Genomic DNA, 22,505 nt, shown 5'->3' on the forward strand with positions numbered 1-22,505 from the left:
GACAGTCACGTCCTGCACGTACGAAGGGCAGATTTCGGCCACGAGTTGGGCGGACGGGAGTTCAGACCCCTTCGCGCGCGTCGGACAGCCGGGGTCCGGCCGCGGCCGGCACGAGGTGGCGTACCTCCGGGACGCCCTCGGTCAGCTCCCGGGCCCGCGCCTCGGCCGCACGGTCCTCGCCGGTCAACCGGCCACCGTGCTGGCGCAGGTGCTCGTCCCACGACGGCACCAGGTACACCTCGACGAACCGGCCGGTCGTCTCGGCCGGCCGGAACAGCCCCCAGCGCATCGCGCCGGTGCGCTGCCGGGCGCCGCGCACCACGTCCATGGCCGCGAGGAACGGTCCCTCCCGCTCCGGCCGGACGGTGTACCGCACCGTCACCAGCACCGGCCCCACCCATGGGTCCGGCTCGTGCGCCAGGTGCAGTTCCGGCCAGTAGGCCGCCGGTTCACGGTCCACCGAGCGCAGGTCCGGCAGCGGCCAGATCCGGCTCGTCACGGTGCCGACGAACATCAACGCCGCAGCCACGAGATAGGCGGGGAGCAGCCCGCCCATCTCGGCCACCAGACCCCAGAGCAGCGCCCCCACGGCCTGCCCGCCGGCGAAACACACCTGGTAGACGGCCAGCCCTCGGGCCCGTACCCAGCTCGGCAGGAAGAGCTGCATCTCGGCGTTGATGTTGGCCAGCACCGTCACCCAGGCCATCCCCGCCGGCAGCAGGGCCGCGAGCACCAGCGGCACCACCCGCACCGTCCCGAGGACCGCCAGCACGATGGTGAACAGCACGCCGGAGATGAGCAGGAGCTGGTTGGCCGACAGCCGGGTACGGATCACGGCCAGCAGCACGCCGCCCGCGATGGCGCCCACCCCGAGCGCGCCCAGGAGCAGCCCGTACCCGCCGGAACCCAGCCCGAGCCGGCGGGCCGCCACCAGCGGCAGCAGCGCCCACAGCGCGCTGGCCGGAATCACGAAGACCAACGCGCGGCGCAGCAGCCGACGCACGGTCGGCGAGTGGCGTACGTAGCGGCTCCCGGCGCGCAGCGCGGCGGCGAACCGCTCGGGCACCTCGACGGCGCGGGCGTTGCCGGGCTGCCAGCGCCACAACGCGTACGCGAAGATGGCGAACGCCAGCGCGTTGAGCCCGAACACCGGGGCGACGCCGGTCCGGGAGATCAGCACGCCGGCCAGCGCCGGTCCCACCGCCCGCGCCACGTTCACGCTGATCGAGCCGAGCGCGGACGCCGAGCGCAGTTGTTCCTGCGGCACCAACTCCGGGATCACCGCCGACCAGGCCGGCAGGGTGAGCGCCTGCCCGACCCCGAACGCGAAGGTCAGGGTGAGCAGCAGGGCCGGTGGCATCCGGTCGGTCAGGGTGAGCAGGGCCAACGCCACCGCCACCGCGACCAGGAACAGCTGTACGGCGATCAGCAGGTGGCGACGGTCGAAACTGTCGGCTAGCACACCGGCGGGCAGCGCCAGCAGCAGCACCGGCAGGAGGCTGGCGGTCTGCACCAGGGCGACCAGGGTGGCGGCGTTGGCGTGGTGGATCAGCAGCCACTGCGCGCCGACGGTCTGCATCCAGGTGCCGACGTTGGCGGCGAGCAGGGCCAGCCACAGGTTGCGGTAGACGGCGCCGCGCAGGGGCGCCCACGCGGAGGCCGGACGGTCCCCCGCCTTGGACGCCGCCGTCACCACCGCCCGTCCGCGCGGAGCACGCGCTCGCCGGAGACGTAGAGGTCGTCGGGTCCCAGCAGCAGCAGTCGGACGACCTCGGTGGCGACCTGCTCGGGCAGGGCGTAGATCTCGTCGAGGAACTCGGCCCCGACGCGCTCCTGAAGGCGGGTCGGCATCGGCCCGGGATGCAACTGCATCACCTTGATCCGGTTGCTGTGCTGGGCCTCGGCCAGCGAGTCGACGAGGCTGCTGCCGTAGCTCTTGGTCGCCCGGTAGACCGGTATGCCGGGCCGGGGCGCCGCCAGCGCCATCGCCCCGACGTACACGATATTGCCGTAGCCCTGCCGGTCCAGGTGCGCCAACGCCTCCCGTAACAGGTACGTGGTGCCCAGCACGTTGATCTCCACGGCCCGCCGGATGTGCTCCACGGACAGGTCGCCCAGGTCACCGCCCGCCCACATCGACGCGCACGCCGCGACCCCGTCGACGGTGCCGTAGCGCCCCACCACCTCGGCGAAGGCGTCCCGGACCTGCTCGTAGGAGGAGACGTCGCAGACCGCGCCGTCGCACCCCAGCTCGTCGGTCGTCGCGGCGACCTCGGCCGGCACGTTACCGAACACCACGACGCGGTACTCGTCGAGCAGCAGCCGGGCCACCGCGAGGCCCAGCCCGCTGGTTCCGCCGACCACCACGAACGTTCTGGCACCCATGTCGCTCCAGCCGCCGCAGGTAACGCCCCGCGCGTCCTTCCCGTTTCCGGACTCCACACACCCCCGCCGGTAGTGCTGGACATACCCCGAAGAGGGGATCTGGACGGCTGGGGCGGCGCATGGCCGGCGATTAGCGTCAGCGGCATGACCTCGGAACACCCCCGTCACCTCGCCGCCGCCCTGCGAAGGCGCGACTGGCTGATCTCCGCCTGGCCCTGGCGCGCGCTGGCCTACCTGGTCACCACCGTGCCGATCGCCGGTGTGCTCAGCGTCGGGCTGCTCGTCATCGGCGCGCCCCTGCTGGCCGCCGCCAACGCGCTGCGACAGCACGGCAGGCCGCCGTCGATACCGCTGATGCTGTTCCTGGCGGTCGGCAGCCTCACCCTGGTGGCTCTCGCGCCGCTCGCGAGCGTTCCGGTCGCCGCCGTCGAGCGGTGGCGACTCGGCCTCGTGGACGGCCGCCCACTGCCGCCCGCGTCGCCGTGGTCTTCGCTGGCCGCCCGCTACCGCAGCGCGGCCAGCTGGCGGGAGGTGGCGTACCTGTTCTGGCTGGGCGGTGTCGTGCCCGTCGCGTACTGGACGTTCCTGGTGCTGGCGCTGCTGGACCTCGGGATGGTCACCAGCCCCTGGCTGGCCGGTGCCGCCGATCCGGTGGTGATCTGGCGGCCGATCGAGAGCACCGGCGAAGCCGTGCCGTACGCGATCGTGGGTGTGCTGCTCGTCCCGGTGCTCTGCTACGCGGCAGGGCTGCTCGCCGCCGCGCAGGCCACGGTCGCCCGGTGGGCGTTGACCAGCCCCGTCGACGCCGCCGCGCTGCGCGAGGTCGCCCGTTCCCGGACACGGCTGGTCGGGGCGTACGAGGCGGAACGGCGGCGCATCGAACGGGACCTGCACGACGGCGCGCAGCCCCGGCTGACCAGCCTCACCCTCCAACTGGGCCTGGCCCGGCTGGACGTACCCGAGGACTCCCCCGCCGCCCGGCCCCTCGCCGTGGCGCACGACCAGGCGCGGGGGCTGATGGTGATGTTGCGGCAGTTGGTGCACGGCATCCGGCCGCAGAGCCTCACCGACCTCGGTCTCGCCGACGCCGTCCGCGAGGTGGCCGACGCGTCTCCCGTCGCGGTCACGGTGCACGCCGATGTCGACGGTGACCTGCCGGAGATCGTCGAGACCACGGCGTACTTCGTGGTGTCCGAGGCGCTGGGCAACGTGGCCCGGCACGCCGCGGCGACCCGCGCCGACGTACGCCTGAGCCGGGCCGGCGGAGACCTCGTCGTCGAGGTGTCCGACGACGGGCGCGGCGGCGCCGACCCCGCCCGGGGCACCGGCCTGACCGGCCTCGCCGACCGGGTCGCCGCCGCCGACGGCCGGTTGCTGCTGGCCAGCCCTCCCGGCGGGCCTACCCTGGTCCGGGTGGAGCTGCCATGTCGCCGGTGACCCGGGTGGTGCTCGCCGAGGACGAGGTGCTGCTGCGCGAGGGCCTGGTCGCGCTGTTGACCCGCTTCGAGTTCGCGGTGTGCGCGGCCGTCGGCTCCGCGCCGGAGCTGCTGGAGGCGGCCCGCGCGCACCAGCCCGACCTGGTGCTGACCGACATCCGGATGCCACCGGGTCGGCGGGACGACGGGCTCCGCGCCGCCGTCGCGCTCCGCGCCGAGCGGCCCGGCCTGCCGGTGGTGGTACTCAGTCAGTTCGTGCAGACCGGGTACGCGGCGGCGCTGCTGGACAGCGGCGACGGCCAGCGGGTCGGTTACCTGCTCAAGGACCGGGTGGCCGAGGTGACCGAGTTCGTCGACACGCTGCGCCGCGTCACCGGCGGCGGCACCGCCATCGACCCGGACGTGGTGCGGCAACTGCTGCACCGGCCCCGCGACCCGCTCGCCACGCTCTCCGCCCGCGAACGGGAGGTGCTGGCGCTGCTGGCCGAGGGCCGCTCCAACGCGTCCATCGCCGCTCGACTGCACGTCACCGAGGCCGCCATCGGCAAGCACGTCGGCAACATCCTGCTGAAGCTCGACCTGCCGCCCAGCGACGACACCAACCGGCGGGTGCTCGCCGTACTCACCTATCTGCGCGCCGACCCGGTGGGCTGACCAGCGTCGGGCCCGGACCGGGTCCGGGTCGGGCGCGGCGTAGATTCGACCACCGGCACCGCCGCCGAACCGGGCGCGGGCCAGGAGAAGGGGGTACGGCATGGCGGAGGCGCTGCGGGTCGGTCTGCTGGGGTACGGGCTGGCGGGTCGGGTCTTCCACGCTCCGCTGATCGCCGCCACACCCGGGCTGCGGCTGGACGCCATCGTGACCCGCGATCCACAGCGGCGCGAGCAGGCCGCTCAGCACTTTCCGGACGCCCGCCTGGTGGACGACGCCGACGAGTTGTGGCGTACCCCCGAAGCTCTGGACCTGGTGGTGGTCGCGACGCCGAACCGGCAGCACGTGCCGATGGCGCGGGCGGCCCTCGCCGCCGGCCTGCCGGTCGTCGTCGACAAGCCCCTGGCCCCCACCGCGGCCGATGCCCGGGCGCTCGTCGAGGAGGCCGACCGGCGCGGTGTGCCGCTGACGGTGTTCCAGAACCGCCGCTGGGACGGCGACTTCCTGACCGCCCGCGCGCTCGTGGAGAGCGGTGAGCTGGGTCGGGTGCTGCGGTTCGAGTCCCGGTTCGAGCGGTTCCGCCCCACGATCAAGCCCGGTTGGCGGGAGCTGGCCGGGGTGGACGAGGCCGGTGGCGCCCTGTTCGACCTGGGCGCGCACCTCGTCGACCAGGCCGTGCAGCTCTTCGGCACGGTCGAGCGGGTCTACGCCGAGGTCGACCGCCGCCGCGCGGGCGCCGAGGTCGACGACGACGCGTTCGTGGCGTTGACCCACACCAACGGCGTGCGCTCGCACCTGTGGATGGGGGCGATCACCGCTCAGCTCGGCCCCCGCCTGCGGGTGCTCGGCGACCGGGCCGGCTACACGACCCACGGGCTGGACGTGCAGGAGGCCGCGCTGCACGACGGCGGCCGACCGGACCAGCCGGGCTGGGGCGAGGTGCCACCGGAGCGGTACGGCCTGCTCGGCGTCGACGGTGACCTGCGCCCCACGCCGACGCTGCCCGGGGCGTACCAGAGCTTCTACGCCGAGGTGGCGGCGGCCCTGCGCGACGGCACGCCGATGCCGGTGGACCCGCGCGACTCGGCGGCCACGGTCGAGCTGATCGAGCTGGCGCACCGGTCGGCGGCCGAGGGCGTGGTCCTTCCGGTCCCGACGTCCTGAGCGTTACTCCGTCTCCTGCTCGGAAGGGGCCTACTCCTGCTCGGAGGGGGCCTCTTGCCGCTCGGAGAGGGCAATTTCCTGTTCTGAGAGAGCTTCGTCCTGCTCGGAAAGGGCATCGTCCGGCACGCGCGCGTCGTCGTCGGTCAGCGCGTCGTCTGACGGGGCGACGAGGTCGGCGAGCCGGCGTTCGGCCTCCCGTACCTCCTCGTCGAGCCGAGGGTTGTCCTCGTCGGGACCCTGCGACATGAGCGACCTCCATCGCGCGCGGACCGCCCCCGTGTACCCGGCCTGCCGCAGGCAATGCGCCCACCGGACCCGGCCGCAGCCGCGGTTGATCGAGCGCTTCTGGCTTGATCACTTGATGCTCACCAGTTCCAGGAAGCCTCTCCGAACTGGTGAGCATCAAGTGATCAAGGACGACGAAGGGCGCGGCGATCAGGTGGGCGGCTTTTCCGCTACCCACAGGCCACGACCCTGGAGGCCCACCACCAGACCCCGCGTCTGTAGGACGATGACCGCCCTCTGGACCGTGGTCACGCTGACGTCGTAGAGGGCGGAGAGTTCGTTGTATGTGGGCAGCCGCTCACCCGGCGCGTACTCGCCATTTGCGATGTTCCAGAAGCGGTGAACCGGGAGAACGGGTGAAGGGGTGGGAACGAGCACCGGGTGGGCCGGGGGGCGCGGGGGGCGTTGCCGGCCCGACCCGGTGCCGGATCAGCGCTGCTTCAGCTCGCGCCAGGATGGGTGCGTACCGCGCCAGGCGTCGGCGAGGATGGTCGCCGAGGCCCGGCTGGGGCACTGCTGCACCCGCTCACGGCCCGACGCCCCACCGATCTGGGCGCGGACCTCCCAACCTTGCCCGTCAGTACGGATGTACACGTCCCGGCGCCCGCGCGGGGTCGTGTCACCGTTCCACCAATGTTCCTCCACCTTCATTCGCCGACCGTATAGCAATTTCTGCGCCGGGGGTACGGCGCAGGTGGGCAGATATGGTTCCTATAGCCGCAATTCGGGCGCAGAACCACCTGTGTGTCGACGGGGAGGAACCGCAACGGCGGCCCCTCCCCGCCTGAGCGATGACTCAGGAGCGACTCAGATGCCGTTCAGCACGCTGGCCAGGGTGTTGGCCAGCTTGTCCTGCCCCGAAGGGCTGGGATGCGGCGACCCTCCCTCGGCAGTGATCTGGATGTCACCCGGCGTGAACGGCGGCGGAAGCGCCACCCGTACGGCCGGGTCGAACGGGACCCCCATCTGGATGGCCCAGTTGAGGTCGCTGATCACGCCCCGCACGGTGCCCACCCAGAGCGGGTCGATCAGCGGTGACAGCATCGACACCGGTTGCGGCGGTACGTAGGTCAGCAGGGCCGCCGGCAGGTACTGCTTGAGCTGCATCCAGCCGTACTGCCCGATGTCGATGTTGGCCGGCGTGATGTCGTAGTAGAGCATCCACACCACCTTGTCGGCGCCCGCCGCCAACAGGGAGTTGACGATGAAGGTGGCATCGGCGCTGACACCGGCGTACTGGCTCGGGCCGTCGTAGCGGGGCACCTGGACGTTGATGTAGTAGTCCTCACCGACCGGCAGGTCGAGCCAGAAGTTGCAGCCGCCGCCGTTGGTGACGATGCCGGCCTTGCCACCCTGGGCCGCCCACTCGAAGCGGAACACGCCGTACGAGTTCAGGGTCTCCGCCGCGAACTCGTAGCCCCGGCACTTCGCCAGCCGGGTCAGCACCGTCGTCCAGTTGGTGTTGTTCACTCCGCCGGTCGTCACGTGGTACGCGTCGTGCTTGTCGCTCTTCGCCTTGGCGATGCGGGCCGTGGCGAGACCGAGCGGACTGGCCACCCGGGCCCACGCGTTTCCGCACGAGTCGGGGCCGGCCCGGCCGGCGATGATGTCGCCGGTGCCGTACCCGGTCCGCGCGTAGTTGTCGTAGTCGACGATGCTGCCGTTCATGTCGAAGTAGCGCCGGGCGTAGCTGTAGACGCCGTTGTTACCGGGCATGCCCCGATCGTCGAACGAGGTGTTCGGGCAGCCGGGACCCATGAAGCCGAAGCCGAACTGGTGGTGCGACGAGCTGATCGAGTCGCCGGTGACGGTGAGGACGGTGTCGTCCTCGACGGTCTGCACCTCGCGGCAGCGGATGCGGTCCTTGTTGGCGTCCACCAGGGTGGGGTTGCCGTTGACCTGCGGGCAGCCGGTCGGCGGCGGCGGTGGCGGCGACCCCGGCCCGCCGGTGGGCCAGGGCGGCCCGTCGGTGGGGTCGGTCGGGCTGCTGGGTGAAGACGACCCACTGGGTGAGGCGCTGCTCGACGGTGAGGAGCTACCGGACGGCGACGCGCTGCCGGACGGCGAGGAGCTACCCGACGGCGACGCGCTCCCCGACGGCGACGAACTCCCCGACGGCGACGCACTCCCCGACGGCGACGAACTGCCCGACGGCGACGCGCTGCCGGACGGCGAGGAGCTACCCGACGGCGACGCGCTCCCCGACGGCGACGAACTCCCCGACGGCGACGCACTCCCCGACGGCGACGAACTGCCCGACGGCGACGCGCTGCCCGAGGGCGACGAACTCCCCGAGGGACAGGGCGTACCGCTGGGCGACGAGGTGGGCGAATCGCTGGGCGAGGCAGTCGTGGTGGGTGCGGTCGCGGTCGCGCCGGGTGCGCGCTGCACGACCGGCTCGGCGGTCACCGGAGACTGGGTCTGCCGGGTCGGCGACGCCGACGTCGAGGCCGAGGCCGAACCGGTCGGGGTCGGGCAGTCGTCGGCTGCCGCCCGGTTCTGGGTACGGATCTGCGCGAGGCGCGCCTCGACCTCCGCCGGGAGCTTCCCGCCGGGCTTGACGCACGGGTCGAGCAACCAGGTCGTACCCTCCAACTCGCGGGTGCAGGGCGCCGCGTCGTACGACTCGGCCACGGGGGTGGCGCTCGCCGGGGTGGGTGAGGCGCCGCCGGCGGTCGGGGCCACCACCGCGGTGAGCGTGGCGACCGCCAGCGCCATCCCGGCGGCGCAGAGAACGTTCTGGATCGACCTCGTGGGTCGTGCTCCTGGTGGTCCGCTTGGATCCAACTGGCTCATTGCCGTCCTCCAGGGACTGAGTGCACCGGTAGGTTGTTACCGCACGGTAGGGACGCGCGCGGTAACCCGGTAGATCAGTCGGCCTTACCTACTGTCGAGCGGGGATCGCTCGCGGTGGCCCTCTCCCGTACGCCCGACCGTCTCGTGACCGAGCACGACGGCCAGCTCCCGGCGGTTGCGGACGCCCAGTTTCGTGAAGACCCGGGCCAGGTTGTTGTTGACGGTGTTGACCGACAGTCCGAGCCGGTCGGCGATGCTGCGGCTGGACAGGGCGACCGCGAGCAGCGCCACGTCCCGCTCGCGGCGGGTCAGCGTCGCCTGCTCGACGCCCGGGGCGGTCGCGGCGAGCAGCGGCGTCCGTACGCCCCGGCAGGCCTCGGCCAGCGTCGCGGCCCGTTGCGCCACCGCCAGTCGAGGTCGACCCCGTCGGGCGTACGCCCGGGCGGCGACGCCGACCGCCTCGGCGGCGAGCAGGGTGTGCCCGCGGGCGACGAGGTCGTCGGCGGCTGCCTCCAGGGCCGGTCCGTCGTCGTGGAGCAGTCCGTCGACCGCGCCGGCGAGGGTCGACGCCAGGCCGCCGAGCTGGTCGGCGAGGGTACGCAGCCGGTCGCGGACCGGCTCCGGGGCGCCGAGGCGCGCGCACTCGTAGAGCGCCACCGCCTCGATGGTGGGCTGCTCGCTGCCACGGGCCAGGTCGGCCGCGTGCCGGGCGGTACGGATCGCCGCGGTGAGGTCCCCCTCGGCCACCTGCACCCAGGCGCGGTTCAGCTCCACCCAGGCGTGGAAGATCCGGTTGGCGGTCCGCTCCCGGGCGTCCGCCGCGGCCAGCCAACGCCGCGCGCCGGACAGGTCGCCGGACAGGGCCCGCACGCCGGCCAGCTCGGCCCAGTACGTCCGTACCAGGTGATACTGGTCGTTCTCCTCGACCAGGGCGATGGCTTCGCGCAGGTCCGCCTCGGCGGCGTCGAGCTGCCCCTGCGCCTTGCCGATGATCCCCCGGAACCCGGCCCACACCGCGACCATCCCCCGCGCGTCGCTGGCGACCGCCGCGCGGTACCCCTCGTCGGCCAGCTCGACGGCCTCGGCCAGCTCACCGGCGGCGTATCGGGCGTAGCAGAGCCCCAGCCCGACCTGGGCCTCGTTCCAGGGCAGGTGCTCTGGCGCGGCGGCGAGCACGGCCCGGCCCCGCCGCGCCAGCTCCGCCGCGAGCCCGAGGCGGCCGAGCATGCCCGCCGCCGAGGCGGCGCCCATGGTCGCCCAGCTTGCCGCGCGTACGCCGGTGTCGGGGCGGGCGAGCACGGCCTGACCGACGGCCAACGCCGCCTCGCACCGGCCGTCGTAGAACAGCACCCAGGACCGGGTGGCCTCGGCCAGGTCGTGGCCGGGCGAGCCCTCCGGCACCATCCGCAGCGTCTCGTGCGCCTCGTCGATCCGGTCCAGGCCCCAGTACAGCAGCCCGGCCCGGGTGATCGCCCAGATGGCGAGCCGCTTGCTGCCCGGGGGCGGGGCCGGCGGGAGCATGTCGAACGCCTCCTGGCTGCGCGCCTGGTACTGCAACACCCGGGCCAGCAGCCACTGCGCCTCCCAACCCGGCCCGGCGTCGTACGCCGTCCGGGCCAGCCGCTCGGCCAGGTCGATGTCGAACCGGTCGATCGCCTGGCGGGCGGCGGCCAGCGCGATACCCGGGTGCCGGACGCTGCCGGAGCGCAGTTGCCACACACCGGCGACCAGCGCGTCGTCGCGGCGGCGCAGCGGCATGCTCGCCAACACGTCGGCGAGCTGCCCGAACACGGTGCGGGAACGGCTGGCGGGCATGCTGGCGCGCAGCGCCTCGCCGTAGAGCGGGTGGGCCATCCGCAGGGCCGTACGCGCGCCCGAGCGCTCCGCGACCACCATGCCGCTGCGCTCGGCGGCCTCGATGGCGGTCGGGTCGACGAACCGTTCCAGCAGGGCCAGGGAGAGTGGTTCGCCGCAGGCGACCACCTCCAGCACCTGCCGGGCCGCCGGTTCGAGGGCGCGCAGCCGGGCGCTGACCAGCTCGGCGAGGCGAGGGCTGCCGGAGGCGGTGCCGCGCCAGCGCCAGACGCCCCGCACCTCGTGCAGGCCGCCGGTCTCCATCGCGTCGGCGAGCAGCTCCCGCAGCAGCAGCGGGTTGCCGTCGGCGAGCTGCCGCAGCCGGCGGCGGCTGAGCGCGTCGAGCGGACCCGGCGCGGCCTCGTCGAGCAGGTGGTCCACGGCGGTGGACGGCAGCGGACGCACCTCCAGTCGCCGACCGGAACCGGTCCACAGTGAGGTGAGGGCGTCGGAGAGCGGTTCGCCCGCGCGGACCGTCGCCACCGCCACCGCCAGACCGTGCACGGCGAGCTGGTGCAGCAGCCCGGCGGACGGTTCGTCGAGCAGGTGCGCGTCGTCGATCCCGATCATGACCGTGCGTCCGGCGCTGCGCCGGGCGAAGTCGCGCTCCACGGTGACGACCAGCCCCATCGGGTCGGCGTGCGGCCGGGTCGGCGCGGGGATGAGGTGCGAGACCGCGCCGAACGGGATGGAGCGGGCCGCGCCGGTCGCCGACACCCAGTGGCACTCCACACCGCTGTCACCGGCGCGCGCCAACGCCTCCCGCAGCAACCGCGTCTTGCCCACGCCGGCGTCGCCCACCAGCACCAGACCGGGCACCCGCGCCGCCACCACGTCCGCGATGGTCTTCAGCTCGACGTCGCGGCCGACGAGTGTCCATTCCCCACGTCCCGGCATGACGACCCTCACCTCGCCCTCGGGGCAGCCCTGCTGTCCACCCTATGGGCAGTCCCGACACTTCCGCTCGACAGCGGTCGATGGGGTCAGGACGAGGTGAGCAGGTAGTCGTCCGCCTCCGGGCTCCACCGCAGGTCGACCGCGCCGCTGGTGGCGGCGGCCTTACAGAACTGCAGGAAGCTGCGGTAGCCGAGCTTCTTCTCGCTGAAGTCGGGCCGGACCCGGCGGAGCTGGTTCTTCAGGCCGGAGAGCGCCACCGGGTTGCCCGCGCTGCCCAGGTCTCCCACCACGCCCCGGAGCAGGCCGAACGCCACCTCCCGGTCGCCGTGCTCGGGCAGGGACACCTCCGGGTCACCCTTGGCGGGCCCCTCGGCCAGGTCGACCACGTTGTGCTCGGCGAGGTGGCGCAGCAGCTCGCCGAAGGTACGGAAGCCGTAGTCGGACTCACTGAAGGTCGGGTCCTTGCGCAGCAGGGTGCGCTTGAGCCGGGACGCGGTCACCTCGCCGCTCGCGCTGCCCTGCAGACCGGCCACCGTCTGGGCGACCTGCACGGCGAGCGCGTCGACGTCCCGGCCGGGCTCCTCCCCCACCGGCTGCTCCTCCACCTCCGGCTCCCGCTGCTGCTCCGGCTCGGTCGGCCGCTGGTCGGGGCCGTTCGGCCGGACCGGCCGGGCGTGCCGGGCGCGTACGGGCGGGATGTCCACGCCCTCCAGCCGGTCGTAGTACAGGAACTCGTCGCAGGCCGGTGGCAGCAGCGCCGAGGTGGACCCCTCCACCCCGACGCCGATGACCCGCTTGTTGAGCTCACGGAGCTTGTGGACGAGCGGCGTGAAGTCGCTGTCGCCGCTACAGATGACGAAGGTGGAGATGTAGTCGCGTTCGAACGCCAGCTCGATCGCGTCGACGGCCATCTTGATGTCGGCGGCGTTCTTGCGGGACGCCCCCATCCGCTGCGGAATCTCGATCAGCTCCACGTGGGACCGGGTGAGCATCCGGCGGTCCTCGTCGAAGTACGACCAGTCGGCGTACGCCCGGCGCACCACGACCCGCCCGCGCTCGGCCAACGCGTCGGCGATCGGCCGGAAGTCGAAGGCCCCACCGCCGCGATGGTCGCGGGCCCCCAACGCCAGGTTCTCGTAGTCGAGAAAGAGGGCGATCCGATCTTCGTGCTCCACGCGGCTCACCCTACGCCGGCCGTACCGGTTCGGGGCGCACGCGACGCGCCGCAGCTCAACTCGCCATCCGTCCATTTCTTGCGGTCCAATAGTCGCCTCTTTTCATTCTTCGATTGTCGTCTTGCAGGGAGATGTTCGGTGCTGCATCATGGCGATCAATGTCGGGCGTCCAGGGGAACGCCGGGCGGACCTCCACCACCACCCACCCAGGAGGGTCACCGATGTCTCGCAGCATCCTGCCGGCGCGCGGACGCCCGGGCCGCCGCCCGGTCGCCACCGCCGTCGCGCTCGCGACCGGCCTCGCCGTGCTGGTCGCCGGACCCACCGTCGCCGCCGCCGGTCCGGCCAAGCCATCCGGCACGCAGCCGGTCGTCACCCGGGCGGCACTCGATCCGGCGCTCGTCGCCGGGCGCGGGGCCGACGTCGACTTCGTCGAACAGGAGGCCGAGAACGCCCGCACCAACGGCGAGATCATCGGCCCGGACCGGTCCGCCTACACCCTGCCCTCGGAGGCGTCCGGTCGCCGGGCCGTCCGACTCACCCCGGGCGAGTACGTCGAGTTCGTCCTGCCCAGCGCCGCCAACGGGATCACCGTGCGGTACAGCATCCCGGACGCGCCGTCCGGCGGCGGGATCACCGCGCCGCTGACGGTCGCCGTCAACGGCAAGAGCGTACGCACCATGACGCTGACCTCGCAGTACTCGTGGCTCTACAACCAGTACCCGTTCACCAACGACCCGCAGGCCGGCCTGCTGCACCCGGACTGGTGGATCACCGAGTGCCAGTGCGTGCCGTCGGCCACCACGCCGTACCCGAGCATCACCAAGCCGTTCCGGCCCACCCACTTCTACGACGAACAGCGACTGCTGCTCGGGCGCACCTACCGGGCCGGAGACAAGGTCCGGCTCACCGCGCCGACCGGCACCGCCGCCGCCTGGACGGTCATCGACCTGCTCGACTCCGAACTGGTCGCGCCGCCGCGCGTACGGCTGCTCGCGGCGAACGTCCTCGCGTTCGGCGCCGACCCGACCGGCCGACGGGACTCCGCCGACGCCATCGACAAGGCCATCGCGTTCGCCCGCCGCACCCACCTGAAGGTGTACATCCCGCCGGGCACCTACCAGGTCAACCGGCACATCATCGTCGACGACGTGACGATCGAGGGCGCCGGCAACTGGCACACCATCATCAAGGGCCGCGAGGTCGCCCTGTCGACCCCCGCGCCGGACGGCTCGGTGCACACCGGCGTCGGCTTCTACGGCCGCGACGCCGCCGACGGCGGCAGCCGCAACGTGCACCTGTCCGGCTTCGCCATCGAGGGCGACGTCCGCGAGCGCATCGACACCGACCAGGTGAACGCGATCGGTGGCGCGATGAGTGACTCCACGATCGACGGGCTGCACCTGCGGCACACCAAGGCGGGCCTGTGGTTCGACGGGCCGATGCGCAACGTCCGGGTCACCAACACCATCGTCGTCGACCAGATCGCCGACGCGCTCAACTTCCACACCGGAGTGACCGACTCCCTCGTCGCGCACACCTTCGTCCGCAACACCGGCGACGACGGCCTGGCGATGTGGTCGGAGAAGACCGCCAACGCCCGCAACACGTTCGACCACAACACCGTGCAGTCGCCGACGCTGGCCAACGGCATCGCCATCTACGGCGGCACCGACACGACCGTCTCGCACAACCTCGTCGCCGACCCGGTCCGCGAGGGCAGCGGCCTGCACGCCGGCGCCCGCTTCGGCGCGGAGCCGTTCGCCGGGTACCTCCGGTTCACCGGCAACACCACGGCCCGTGCCGGCACGTACGACCTGAACTGGAACATCGGGCTCGGCGCGATCTGGATGTTCGCGCTGGACCGCAGCATCGACGCGGCCGTCGAGGTGACCGGCGACGCCTACCTGGACAGCACCTACAACGCGATCATGCTGGTCAGCGACTGGCCGGTGAAGGACCTCTACTCGATCACCAACGTGAGCTTCCGCGACGTCCGGGTCGACGGCACCGGCACCTCGGTGGTCAGCGCCCGTACGGCCGGCTCGGCCTCGTTCGCCAACGTGGACGCCCGCAACGTGGGCGCGGTCGGCGTCAACAACTGCGGATCGTTCCACTTCACCCCGGCCGGCTCGGAGTTCACGCTGACCGACCTGGGTGGCAACGACGGCGGCTGGCTCGCGCCGTGGCTGCTGCCCAACACGATCACCTGCGACGACCGGCCGCCGGTCTCGCCACCGCCGCCTCCGGCACAGTGGTGAACGCGGTGGGCGGCCCGTTGACCGGGCCGCCCACCGCCGTCTAACGGGTGCGGACGTACGCCAGCGGCACGGTCGTCGGCTGCCCGTCCCAGGAACCGCGCAGGGTGACACCCCGGACCTCGCCCGCCTCGGCGACCGGCCGGCGGACGACGACCAACTCCACCGCATCGGTGTCGATGACGGTGTCGTCCCCGTCGACGACCCGCCGGACCGCGCCGACCTCCGGCACGTCCCCGCCGCCGTCGACGTCGATCGTCATCGCCGGCGGTCGCACCTCGCGCCGCCCGTCGACCTCGAAGTACTGCTCCGCCTGACCGGCGCCGCTCAGGACGGCGTGGGTCAGCGCCGCCGCGTACACCGGGTCGGCGCAGGCGTCGTACACCCAGCGGCGGCCGAGCGCCGAATGATCGGTGGTACCGACCAGCCACTCGTCGGCGTCGTCGAGCGGCGCGGCGCGGTAGGTCAGTGGAACCTGGTGGACCGGCCCGTCGGCGGCGGCGACCAGGATCGTCTCCACGCCGACCTCGCCGGCCGGGTCGTCGAAGCGGTACGCCCCCCTACTCACCACCTCGACGCCGGCCGGTCCCCGGTACCAGGGTCGGCTGGGCAGCCAGGTCGTCAGCAGTTCGAGCTTCGTGGGGCGCAGTGTCGCCCGGTGCAGCAGTGCCATGCGTCAGGAGCCTAGTCAGAACCCCGCGCACGGGTTGCCGCCCACGGTGCACCCCTCCGGCTCCCGGGCCTTGGGGCGGCTGTCGCGGACGTCGAAGCGGATCGTCCGCGACCCGCCGGCCGGCAGGGCCGCGCCGGTGAAGGTGAGCGCCTGCCCGTCCCGGGACGAGTCGGCCCCGTCGACGTCGTCCACGCTGCTGCCCTCGGCCAGGGTCACCACCACGACCCACTGCTCGACGGGCGCGGGCCCCGGATTGTCCACCACCACCTCCCCGGTGTAGCCGAACAGCCGACTGGAGGCGGTGTCGTACCGCGCGACCAGCGGGGGCGGGGGCGGCGGCCCGGTGGGAGTGGGAGTGGGCGACGGCTTCGCCGACGGGGTACGCGTCGGACGGGCGCTGCTCGGCGTGGCGGTGCGCGACGGGCGCACGGAGGGCGTGACCTTCGGTTGGCCGGAGGTCGCCGCCGCCTCCACGAGGCTCGGCTCCGGCGTCGTCGGTGTCGGCGACGAGGTCGGCGTTGCCACCTGGTCCGGCTCGCCCGGCAGCGTCAGCCACACCGCCGTACCCGCCGCCAGCACGACCCCGACGAGTCCGGCGACGACCGCCCGACGACGACGACGCCGGACCGGGCCGGTCGCCGCGATCACCGGCAGTTCGGTGGTCAGTCCGGCCTCGCCTCGGCGCAGGTCGACCTGCTGGAACGCGAGCCAGTCCAGGATGGCCGGCATACGCACGGTGAGCGCCTGACGCAGTTGCTGTTCGCGGGCGTCGCGCTGCTCGTCCGACCAGGCGCCGTGGGTCGGCACCTCCCGTACGGCCAGCCGACTGCCCTCTCTGGTGGCGGTGACGGTGCAGGTCAGCTCGCTGAGCCGGCCGGCCTCGTCGCAGCGCAACGCCAGCAGCTCCGGCACCTGCCGCTCGGTCACCTCGACCTCGACGTCGGCGTCGAAGCCGGGCAGGTCGGCCGTGTGCAGCAGCAGCCGGTCCGGTACTCCCTCCACCATGTCCGCCTCGGCGAACCAGCGGCCGAGCAGCTCCCGATCCGTCAGTGCGAGCCAGACCCGGTCAGACGGGTGGGACAGGTCGACGTGCGCGCCGATCTCGATCACGGCGAGACTCTAACGGGTGGTCAGGAGACTCCGGGGCCGGAGGCCGGCTCAGCCCCAGCGGCCCGCCCGCTCGGCGGCCTCCGTCAGCGCCACCCGGGCGGCGGTGCTCAGCTCAACGACCAGCTCGGCGGCCGGCACGTCCCGGGCGAGGGGGTGCGCCTGCCCGGCCCACAGGTTCGCCACCGAGGCGTCGCCGTCGCGTCGGGCGGCGGCGAGCAGCGGACGGGTCAGGTGCAGCACGTGCGGGTAGCCGATCGGCGCCTGCGCGTCGTGCGCCCGCAGGAAGTCGTTGACCACGCCACGGGCCCGCTTGCCGGTGTACGCCCGGGTCAGCGCGGTCGGGGCGACGCTGGCCACCGCCGCGCGGTGCAACGGCGAGCTGCCCGCCTCCGGGCAGCGCAGGAACGCCGTACCGACCTGCGCCGCGACCGCCCCGGCGGCCAGCGCCGCCGCCAGCGCGGGGCCGTCGGCGATGCCGCCCGCCGCCACCAGCGGACGGCCACATCCGGCGGCCAGCCGGAGCAGCGGCAGCAGCGTGTAGTCGTCGTCGTCCGGCAGACCGCCGCGGTGCCCGCCGGCCTCGGTGCCCTGCACGATGACGGCGTCGACGCCCAGGTCGGCGGCGGCGGTGGCGGCGTCCGGCCGGGTGACCGTCGCCCACACCTCGGTGCCGCGCTCCCGCAACGCCGTCACGGCGGCGCGGTCGGGCAGTCCGAACGCGAAGGACACCACCGGCACCGGGTCCGCGAGGAGCACGGCCAGCTTCTCGGGGTACGCGTCGTCCCCGCCCACCGGATCGCCGAGCGTCACCCCGAACTGCTCTGCCTGCGGCGCGAGCCGCCGCGCGTACGCCGAGACGGCGGCCTCGTCGACCCGACCGTCACCGGGTAGGAAGACGTTGACCCCGAACGGCCGGTCGGTACGGGCGCGCACCGCGGCGATGTCGGCGACCAGCCGGCCGGTGTCGATCATGCCGGCGGCCAGGAACCCGAGTCCACCGGCGGCGGAGACCGCCGACACGAGATCCGGCGTGGACGGGCCGCCGGCCATCGGGGCGGCGACGATCGGATGGCGTAGCGCGGACAGCACGGACATCCACCCATCCTCCCGCACCGCGCCGGTCCGCCCGTCAGCGTCGGTCGGTGTGCCGCCGCCACAGCAGGCCGGCCACGGCGAGGAGCGCCAGCAGCGTCCCGGCGCCGGCCGCCAGCGACCACACCTGACCACCGCCGATACCGGCCGCCTGCGCCGCCGGGCTGGCCGCTGCGGGCGATGGCGGGGCTGCCGTGGTGGACTCCGCGGAAGGAGCGGCGGGGGCCACCGTCGCGGGGTACCGCAGGATCGTCGGCCGGGTGCCGGCCGGCTGGTCGGCGGACTCGGAGACGGTGAGCAGCGACCGGCCGTCGCGGCTGTAGGTGATCGACTCGCCCTGCGGCTCGTCCGGCAGCGGCGTGATCCGCGGGGTGCCCGAGGTCAGCGCGCCGACGAGGTCGTCGCCGGTCACGTCGTACTCGAACGCGTCGGCGTAACTGCGCAGCACCACCCGGCGGCCGTCCGGCGCGCTCGCCGCGCCGGTCACGACGCTCCGGCCGAGAAACGAGTACGGATTGCTGGTCGTGGTCGACGGCAGGACCACCTTGCCCACGGAGGCCAACGGCGTGGTGGCACCCGGCTTCAGCGCGGTGGTCGGGGCGTACAGGACGACGGTGCCGCTGCCACCCTTGGTGATGATCAGCGGTCGGCCGGACGCGTCGATCAGCAGCGCCTCCGCGTCGTGCGGATTGTCCGGGTACGTCATCCGGTGGAGCACCGGCCGGTCCGCGCCCGGCGCGAGCCGCCACAGCGCGATCGTCTCGCGGTTGCGGTCGTTGTCACCGATGTCGGCCACCCAGATGGTGCCGTCCCGGCCGACGGCCAGGTCCTCGGTGTCCCGGGGCGGGGTGGGGTAGCTGACCGCCCGCGCCACCGCGCAGCGCTCGTCGAGGAAGAAGATCCGTCGGCGGGCCTCGTCGTCGGCGCCGTCGTTGACCACGACGTACCCGTCGTCGGTGGTGACCATCCCGGACAGCTCGTTGAGCCGCTCGTCGCGGATCTCGCACACCGGGTCGCCCGCTGTCCCGGCGCCGGCCGCCGCCGGAGCCGCCGGTACGGCCACGGCCAGCGACGCCGCGCCCGCGACGAGGGTCGCCACCGCCGTCGTGCGGACGCGCCGCCCCCGGGTCACCCAGCCGCGTACCCGCATCGTCCGCCTCCTCGTCGCGGCCGGTGGCCCGGCCGTCCCGCCCATCCTGGCCGATCGGGGACGGCGACGGCGACCAAGCGCGCGGACCCGACGACATCCGTGTCCGGGCCGCGCGCCGCCGTGCCCGCACCGCAGCCGGATCTGTCGTACCCGTGGTCCATGATCGTGTCGTCGCAGCGCCGCCGGAAGCCGGCCGCGCGCGCACCACCCTGGATTCTTCTCGATGTGGGAGGCCGTGACGTGACGAACGCCGACGAAGCCGACTGGCGGCGGCGCAGCGTGGTGGCGGTGCTGCCGCCCGCCCGCGCCCGGAAGCTGGCGAAGGTGCCCTTCGTCGAGCTGGCCGACGGACGTCTACAGGGCGTGGTCTCCAGCGGGTCGGACGTCGAGCGGGTCTACGTCTCGTCGGTCGCGGCCGGCACCCACGCCTACCAGTGCAGCACCAACAACAACCGACCGTGCGGTGGCTTGCGCGCCACCCCGTGCAAGCATCTGCAGGCGCTCGCGGACGAGGCTCTCCTCCAGTACGGCGTCGACCGCGTCGCCCGCTACCTGCGGGTCGACGTCGGCGACGGGGTGGCCAGCGGCACCGAGCTGCTGGCCCGGCTGGACGGTCAGCCCGAGCCGGCGTCGGCGGCGGTGGTGTTCAGTCGCTTTCTGCGCCACCTCGCCTACCTTGAGGTGCCCGTCAGCACGGCCCCGCTGCCCGAGCTGCACTGGTTCCCGGCGACCCGGGCCGGCCGCTGATGCGCGGCGCCCAGGTCGCGCCCCTGCGTACGGCCCCGGCCGGCTTGACCGACGCGCTCGATGTGGTGGCCGGCTTCGACGACGCCCTCATCGACGGTTTCGGCCGGGTCGGCGAGCGGGGCGCCTCCGCACTGGCCGCGTTCGCCGACGCGTTCACCGGCACGCCACTGGGTGGCCCGGTGGTCGTCGCGGTGGACGCGGTCGTCGCCGGGTCGGTCGCCCCGCAGCACCTCGCCGCGCTCGCCGGAGCGCGCTCGGCGCTGCTCGGCGCGGCACACGACGCCCTGCTCGGGCAGCTCGACGAGACACTCGGCCGCACCCGGTCGTCGTGGACGACACCGACCAGCGCGCCTACCGAGGCGCCGGCCGCGCTCGCCGGCGCACGGGCGTGGTGGCACGAGGTGGCGCTCACCGGCTGGCGGGGCGTCGACCACGAGCTGCTGTCCGTCGCCGCCGGGGTGGTCGAGACCAGCCTCCTCGTGCCGGAGCTACGGCGCGTCGCGGTGCTGCTCGACGGGCTCGCCGCCGAGTTGCGGGCCTGCGTCCCGGTCGCCAGCATGGCGCAGGTGCCGGCACGCCGGTGGGCCGATCTCTGGGCGCGCGGCGTCCTGCTCGCCGAGGGCACGTCACCGCCCGGTGCGACGCCCTCGGTCTCCGGGCGGCTGTTGCCGCTCGGTGTGGACGTGCACAGTCACGACACCGCGGTGCAGGTTCAACTGCACGCCATCCTGGAGCCGGCGGACGGCGGCCCGGCGCGGCTGGTCCGCACGGCGGTCACCGCGGCGAAGGTCGACACCATCGTCGGCCCGGCGATCTGGCGGCTGCTGTCGCACCATCCGGCGCTGCTCACCGCGCTGGCCGACAAGCGGGCCTTGATGGTGACCGACCTGCCGCTGCGCGGCGGCGACCTGGGCTGGGTCGACGACCGGGTCCGGCTCGACGAGCCCGCCGACCCGTTCGCCACTGCCCGGGTCGTGTTGCCCGCGGCGACCACGGCCGCGACCGACCCCCTGGACCGGCATCCGGCGGGCATCGCCGAGCCCGTCCTCGTGGAGGGGCCGGTGATCCGGGACGAGGCCGGCGCCCTCGCCGTCGAGGTGGACGGCGAACGGATCCCGCTGGCCGTCGACAGGTTGCCGGCCGCCGGTCCGCTGACTGTCGACCTGGTCGCCACCGCGTCGGCCGCCCTGGGGCTCCTACGCTGGGACGACGGCCGGTGGCAGCTCCAGCCGTTGGCGGTGCTGGGCACGGTGAAGCGGCGGACGGTACAGGCGCACAACGGCGACTGGGCGTGCGGCGTCACCGATCCGAAGATCGCCAAGGAGGAGGCGCGGGCGGGCGACGCCGTGGCCGTGCTGCGCGAACGCGCGGGACGGTTGCTGCGCCGATGACCACGCCGATCCCCACCGGCGGGTTCGCCGACGCCAACCGCCGTCAGGTCCTCTACTGGCGGCTGTTGTCCCGCCTCTTCGACCGCGACGAGCAGCCCAGCCTGGAGTCGGCGAGCGTCGCCGTGGTCGACGACCTCGGGCTGCCCGCCGCTCTGCTGGACCCGGCCGTCTCGGTGGACACCATCGTGCAGCGCTTCCCGACGCTCGCGGCCGAGCTGCGCGGCCTGCTCACCCCCACCGACGCCGAGCCACGAGACGACGGGCCGCGCGACGACGGGCCGGACGGCGGGAAGCGTTCCGAACCGCGCGACGCCGAGGCCGACGACGCCGGGCCGGCCGGTGACCCGCCGGGCGAGGCTCCGGACTATCGGCCCGGCCTGGCCGAGGTACGCCGCGCCGCGCTGGTGTCGAAGGTGCTGCTGAACGTGTTCGCCACCGGCTCCGGCCCGGTCAGCGCCAACCAGCTGGCCCGGTGGCAGTCCGACGCCGGCTGGTTCGAGCAGGCACTCGGCTGCGAGCCCGGCGAGCTGCGCCGTCAGAGCGGCGGGCTGGGCGGCACCCTCGCCGGGCTGGAGGGTGACCTGGTCCGGCGGATGCACCTGCGGGAGGTGCTTGCCGACCCCGCGCTGGCCAGCCAGCTGACCCCGAGCATGTCGCTGATCGAGCAGTTGCTACGGGACAAGGCCAACCTGTCCGGGCTGGCGCTGGCCAACGCCAAGGCGTTGATCCGGCGCTTCGTCGACGAGGTCGCCGAGGTGCTCCGGACGCAGGTGCAACAGACGAGTGTCGGCGCGCTCGACAGGTCGGTGCCGCCCAAGCGGGTGTTCCGCAACCTGGATCTCGACCGGACCATCTGGCAGAACCTGACCAACTGGAGTCCGGACGACGAGCGGCTCTACGTCGACCGGCTCTACTACCGGCACACCGCACGGCGCACCACTCCGTCCCGGCTCATCGTCGTGGTCGACCAGTCCGGCTCGATGGTCGACGCGATGGTCAACTGCACGATCCTCGCCTCGATCTTCGCCGGCCTGCCGAAGGTGGACGTGCACCTGATCGCGTACGACACCCGGGCACTGGACCTCACCCCGTGGGTGCACGACCCGTTCGAGGTGTTGCTGCGTACGCAGCTCGGTGGCGGCACCGACGGCACGGCGGCGCTGACGCTGGCCCGGCCGAAGATCGCCGAGCCGAAGAACACGGTGCTGGTGTGGATCTCCGACTTCTACGAGGTCAACCACCAGGCGGTCTTCGACGGCCTGGAGGCCGTCCACCGCTCCGGTGCCAAGGTCATTCCGGTGGGCTCGGTCAGCAGCTCGGGCCAGCAGAGCGTCAACCCCTGGTTCCGGCAACGCCTCAAGGACCAGGGCACCCCGGTCATCTCCGGCCACATCCGCAAGCTCGTCGTCGAGCTGAAGAACTTCCTCACCTAGGAGAGCA

At 73.5% G+C, this 22,505-nt stretch carries 20 protein-coding genes; 8 read left to right on the plus strand and 12 right to left on the minus strand.

Annotation, left to right across the window (positions count from 1 at the left end):
- Positions 1–61: 61 nt before the first annotated feature.
- Positions 62–1,696 carry an MFS transporter gene (locus tag ACIA3K_RS16845; protein WP_396801980.1) on the minus strand — a complete coding sequence of 545 codons (1,635 nt, stop codon included), beginning with the start codon at positions 1,694–1,696 and terminating at the stop codon, positions 62–64.
- A complete protein-coding gene (locus ACIA3K_RS16850) occupies positions 1,690–2,385 on the minus strand; it encodes an SDR family NAD(P)-dependent oxidoreductase (protein WP_396801981.1) in 696 nt (231 codons plus the stop codon). Before ACIA3K_RS16850 ends, ACIA3K_RS16845 begins: the two co-directional genes overlap by 7 nt.
- Positions 2,386–2,529: 144 nt before the next feature.
- Here ACIA3K_RS16850 and ACIA3K_RS16855 point away from each other — a divergent pair, with 144 nt between their 5' ends.
- The 3 genes from ACIA3K_RS16855 to ACIA3K_RS16865 all read left to right on the plus strand — a co-directional run bounded on the left by ACIA3K_RS16855 (position 2,530) and on the right by ACIA3K_RS16865 (position 5,637).
- Entirely contained in the window at positions 2,530–3,822 is a 1,293-nt protein-coding gene (locus ACIA3K_RS16855) for a sensor domain-containing protein (protein ID WP_396801983.1), read from the plus strand.
- A complete protein-coding gene (locus ACIA3K_RS16860) occupies positions 3,810–4,475 on the plus strand; it encodes a response regulator (protein WP_396801985.1) in 666 nt (221 codons plus the stop codon). Before ACIA3K_RS16855 ends, ACIA3K_RS16860 begins: the two co-directional genes overlap by 13 nt.
- A 100-nt stretch (positions 4,476–4,575) precedes the next feature.
- Positions 4,576–5,637, plus strand: a complete 1,062-nt coding sequence (locus tag ACIA3K_RS16865; protein WP_396801987.1) for a Gfo/Idh/MocA family oxidoreductase — start codon at positions 4,576–4,578, stop codon at positions 5,635–5,637.
- Between the two features lie 30 nt (positions 5,638–5,667).
- Here the strand turns inward: ACIA3K_RS16865 and ACIA3K_RS16870 are convergent, their stop codons facing one another.
- The 4 genes from ACIA3K_RS16870 to ACIA3K_RS16885 form a co-directional block, all read right to left on the minus strand.
- Positions 5,668–5,883: a hypothetical protein gene (locus ACIA3K_RS16870; RefSeq protein ID WP_396801989.1), complete on the minus strand. Its 216-nt coding sequence runs from the start codon at positions 5,881–5,883 to the stop codon at positions 5,668–5,670.
- A gap of 189 nt (positions 5,884–6,072) precedes the next feature.
- On the minus strand, positions 6,073–6,300 hold the full coding sequence (locus tag ACIA3K_RS16875) for a winged helix-turn-helix domain-containing protein (protein WP_396801990.1): 228 nt from the start codon (positions 6,298–6,300) through the stop codon (positions 6,073–6,075).
- A gap of 51 nt (positions 6,301–6,351) precedes the next feature.
- Positions 6,352–6,573, minus strand: a complete 222-nt coding sequence (locus tag ACIA3K_RS16880; protein WP_355050387.1) for a hypothetical protein — start codon at positions 6,571–6,573, stop codon at positions 6,352–6,354.
- Positions 6,574–6,729: 156 nt separating this feature from the next.
- Entirely contained in the window at positions 6,730–7,800 is a 1,071-nt protein-coding gene (locus ACIA3K_RS16885; protein ID WP_396801992.1) for a hypothetical protein, read from the minus strand.
- Positions 7,801–7,816: 16 nt separating this feature from the next.
- On the opposite strand from ACIA3K_RS16885, the gene ACIA3K_RS16890 reads away from it, so the two are divergent.
- Positions 7,817–8,791 (plus strand): hypothetical protein, encoded by a 975-nt coding sequence (locus tag ACIA3K_RS16890; RefSeq protein ID WP_396801993.1) that lies wholly within the window; start codon positions 7,817–7,819, stop codon positions 8,789–8,791.
- A gap of 11 nt (positions 8,792–8,802) precedes the next feature.
- On the opposite strand, the gene ACIA3K_RS16895 is transcribed toward ACIA3K_RS16890, so the two are convergent.
- Positions 8,803–11,469 carry a LuxR C-terminal-related transcriptional regulator gene (locus tag ACIA3K_RS16895; protein WP_396801995.1) on the minus strand — a complete coding sequence of 889 codons (2,667 nt, stop codon included), beginning with the start codon at positions 11,467–11,469 and terminating at the stop codon, positions 8,803–8,805.
- An 86-nt stretch (positions 11,470–11,555) separates the two neighbouring features.
- Complete coding sequence (locus ACIA3K_RS16900; protein ID WP_396801997.1) at positions 11,556–12,644, minus strand: NYN domain-containing protein; 1,089 nt, start codon at positions 12,642–12,644, stop codon at positions 11,556–11,558.
- A gap of 221 nt (positions 12,645–12,865) precedes the next feature.
- Between ACIA3K_RS16900 and ACIA3K_RS16905 the strand changes: the two genes are divergently transcribed.
- Positions 12,866–14,905 (plus strand): glycosyl hydrolase family 28-related protein, encoded by a 2,040-nt coding sequence (locus ACIA3K_RS16905; protein WP_396801999.1) that lies wholly within the window; start codon positions 12,866–12,868, stop codon positions 14,903–14,905.
- A gap of 40 nt (positions 14,906–14,945) precedes the next feature.
- Here the strand turns inward: ACIA3K_RS16905 and ACIA3K_RS16910 are convergent, their stop codons facing one another.
- The 4 genes from ACIA3K_RS16910 to ACIA3K_RS16925 are packed head-to-tail and all read right to left on the minus strand — an operon-like array spanning position 14,946 to position 18,927.
- Positions 14,946–15,575, minus strand: coding sequence for a hypothetical protein (locus ACIA3K_RS16910; RefSeq protein ID WP_396802000.1), 630 nt, complete (start codon positions 15,573–15,575; stop codon positions 14,946–14,948).
- A gap of 15 nt (positions 15,576–15,590) precedes the next feature.
- Complete coding sequence (locus ACIA3K_RS16915; protein ID WP_396802001.1) at positions 15,591–16,685, minus strand: cellulose binding domain-containing protein; 1,095 nt, start codon at positions 16,683–16,685, stop codon at positions 15,591–15,593.
- A 48-nt stretch (positions 16,686–16,733) separates the two neighbouring features.
- On the minus strand, positions 16,734–17,780 hold the full coding sequence (locus tag ACIA3K_RS16920) for an NAD(P)H-dependent flavin oxidoreductase (protein ID WP_396802002.1): 1,047 nt from the start codon (positions 17,778–17,780) through the stop codon (positions 16,734–16,736).
- Between the two features lie 34 nt (positions 17,781–17,814).
- The gene (locus ACIA3K_RS16925; RefSeq protein ID WP_396802003.1) at positions 17,815–18,927 is read right to left on the minus strand and encodes a hypothetical protein; all 1,113 of its coding nucleotides are present in this window, start codon (positions 18,925–18,927) and stop codon (positions 17,815–17,817) included.
- A 279-nt stretch (positions 18,928–19,206) separates the two neighbouring features.
- Between ACIA3K_RS16925 and ACIA3K_RS16930 the strand changes: the two genes are divergently transcribed.
- The 3 genes from ACIA3K_RS16930 to ACIA3K_RS16940 are packed head-to-tail and all read left to right on the plus strand — an operon-like array spanning position 19,207 to position 22,498.
- The gene (locus ACIA3K_RS16930; RefSeq protein ID WP_396802153.1) at positions 19,207–19,674 is read left to right on the plus strand and encodes a hypothetical protein; all 468 of its coding nucleotides are present in this window, start codon (positions 19,207–19,209) and stop codon (positions 19,672–19,674) included.
- The gene (locus ACIA3K_RS16935) at positions 19,674–21,065 is read left to right on the plus strand and encodes a hypothetical protein (RefSeq protein WP_396802004.1); all 1,392 of its coding nucleotides are present in this window, start codon (positions 19,674–19,676) and stop codon (positions 21,063–21,065) included. Before ACIA3K_RS16930 ends, ACIA3K_RS16935 begins: the two co-directional genes overlap by 1 nt.
- A complete protein-coding gene (locus tag ACIA3K_RS16940) occupies positions 21,062–22,498 on the plus strand; it encodes a VWA domain-containing protein (protein ID WP_396802006.1) in 1,437 nt (478 codons plus the stop codon). The genes ACIA3K_RS16935 and ACIA3K_RS16940 overlap by 4 nt, the downstream gene beginning before the upstream one ends.
- Positions 22,499–22,505: the final 7 nt, after the last annotated feature.

Source organism: Micromonospora sp. NPDC051543 (genome assembly GCF_044454415.1).
In the GTDB taxonomy this organism is placed as follows: domain Bacteria; phylum Actinomycetota; class Actinomycetes; order Mycobacteriales; family Micromonosporaceae; genus Micromonospora.

Bases quoted from the DNA above. Each gene is read 5' to 3' on its own strand.
- ACIA3K_RS16895 (WP_396801995.1), bottom strand. From the start codon at position 11,469: ATGCCGGGACGTGGGGAATGGACACTCGTCGGCCGCGACGTCGAGCTG.
- ACIA3K_RS16855 (WP_396801983.1), top strand. From the start codon at position 2,530: ATGACCTCGGAACACCCCCGTCACCTCGCCGCCGCCCTGCGAAGGCGC.
- ACIA3K_RS16850 (WP_396801981.1), bottom strand. From the start codon at position 2,385: ATGGGTGCCAGAACGTTCGTGGTGGTCGGCGGAACCAGCGGGCTGGGC.
- ACIA3K_RS16865 (WP_396801987.1), top strand. From the start codon at position 4,576: ATGGCGGAGGCGCTGCGGGTCGGTCTGCTGGGGTACGGGCTGGCGGGT.
- ACIA3K_RS16905 (WP_396801999.1), top strand. From the start codon at position 12,866: ATGTCTCGCAGCATCCTGCCGGCGCGCGGACGCCCGGGCCGCCGCCCG.
- ACIA3K_RS16925 (WP_396802003.1), bottom strand. From the start codon at position 18,927: ATGCGGGTACGCGGCTGGGTGACCCGGGGGCGGCGCGTCCGCACGACG.
- ACIA3K_RS16935 (WP_396802004.1), top strand. From the start codon at position 19,674: ATGCGCGGCGCCCAGGTCGCGCCCCTGCGTACGGCCCCGGCCGGCTTG.
- ACIA3K_RS16860 (WP_396801985.1), top strand. From the start codon at position 3,810: ATGTCGCCGGTGACCCGGGTGGTGCTCGCCGAGGACGAGGTGCTGCTG.
- ACIA3K_RS16880 (WP_355050387.1), bottom strand. From the start codon at position 6,573: ATGAAGGTGGAGGAACATTGGTGGAACGGTGACACGACCCCGCGCGGG.
- ACIA3K_RS16910 (WP_396802000.1), bottom strand. From the start codon at position 15,575: ATGGCACTGCTGCACCGGGCGACACTGCGCCCCACGAAGCTCGAACTG.
- ACIA3K_RS16920 (WP_396802002.1), bottom strand. From the start codon at position 17,780: ATGTCCGTGCTGTCCGCGCTACGCCATCCGATCGTCGCCGCCCCGATG.
- ACIA3K_RS16870 (WP_396801989.1), bottom strand. From the start codon at position 5,883: ATGTCGCAGGGTCCCGACGAGGACAACCCTCGGCTCGACGAGGAGGTA.
- ACIA3K_RS16940 (WP_396802006.1), top strand. From the start codon at position 21,062: ATGACCACGCCGATCCCCACCGGCGGGTTCGCCGACGCCAACCGCCGT.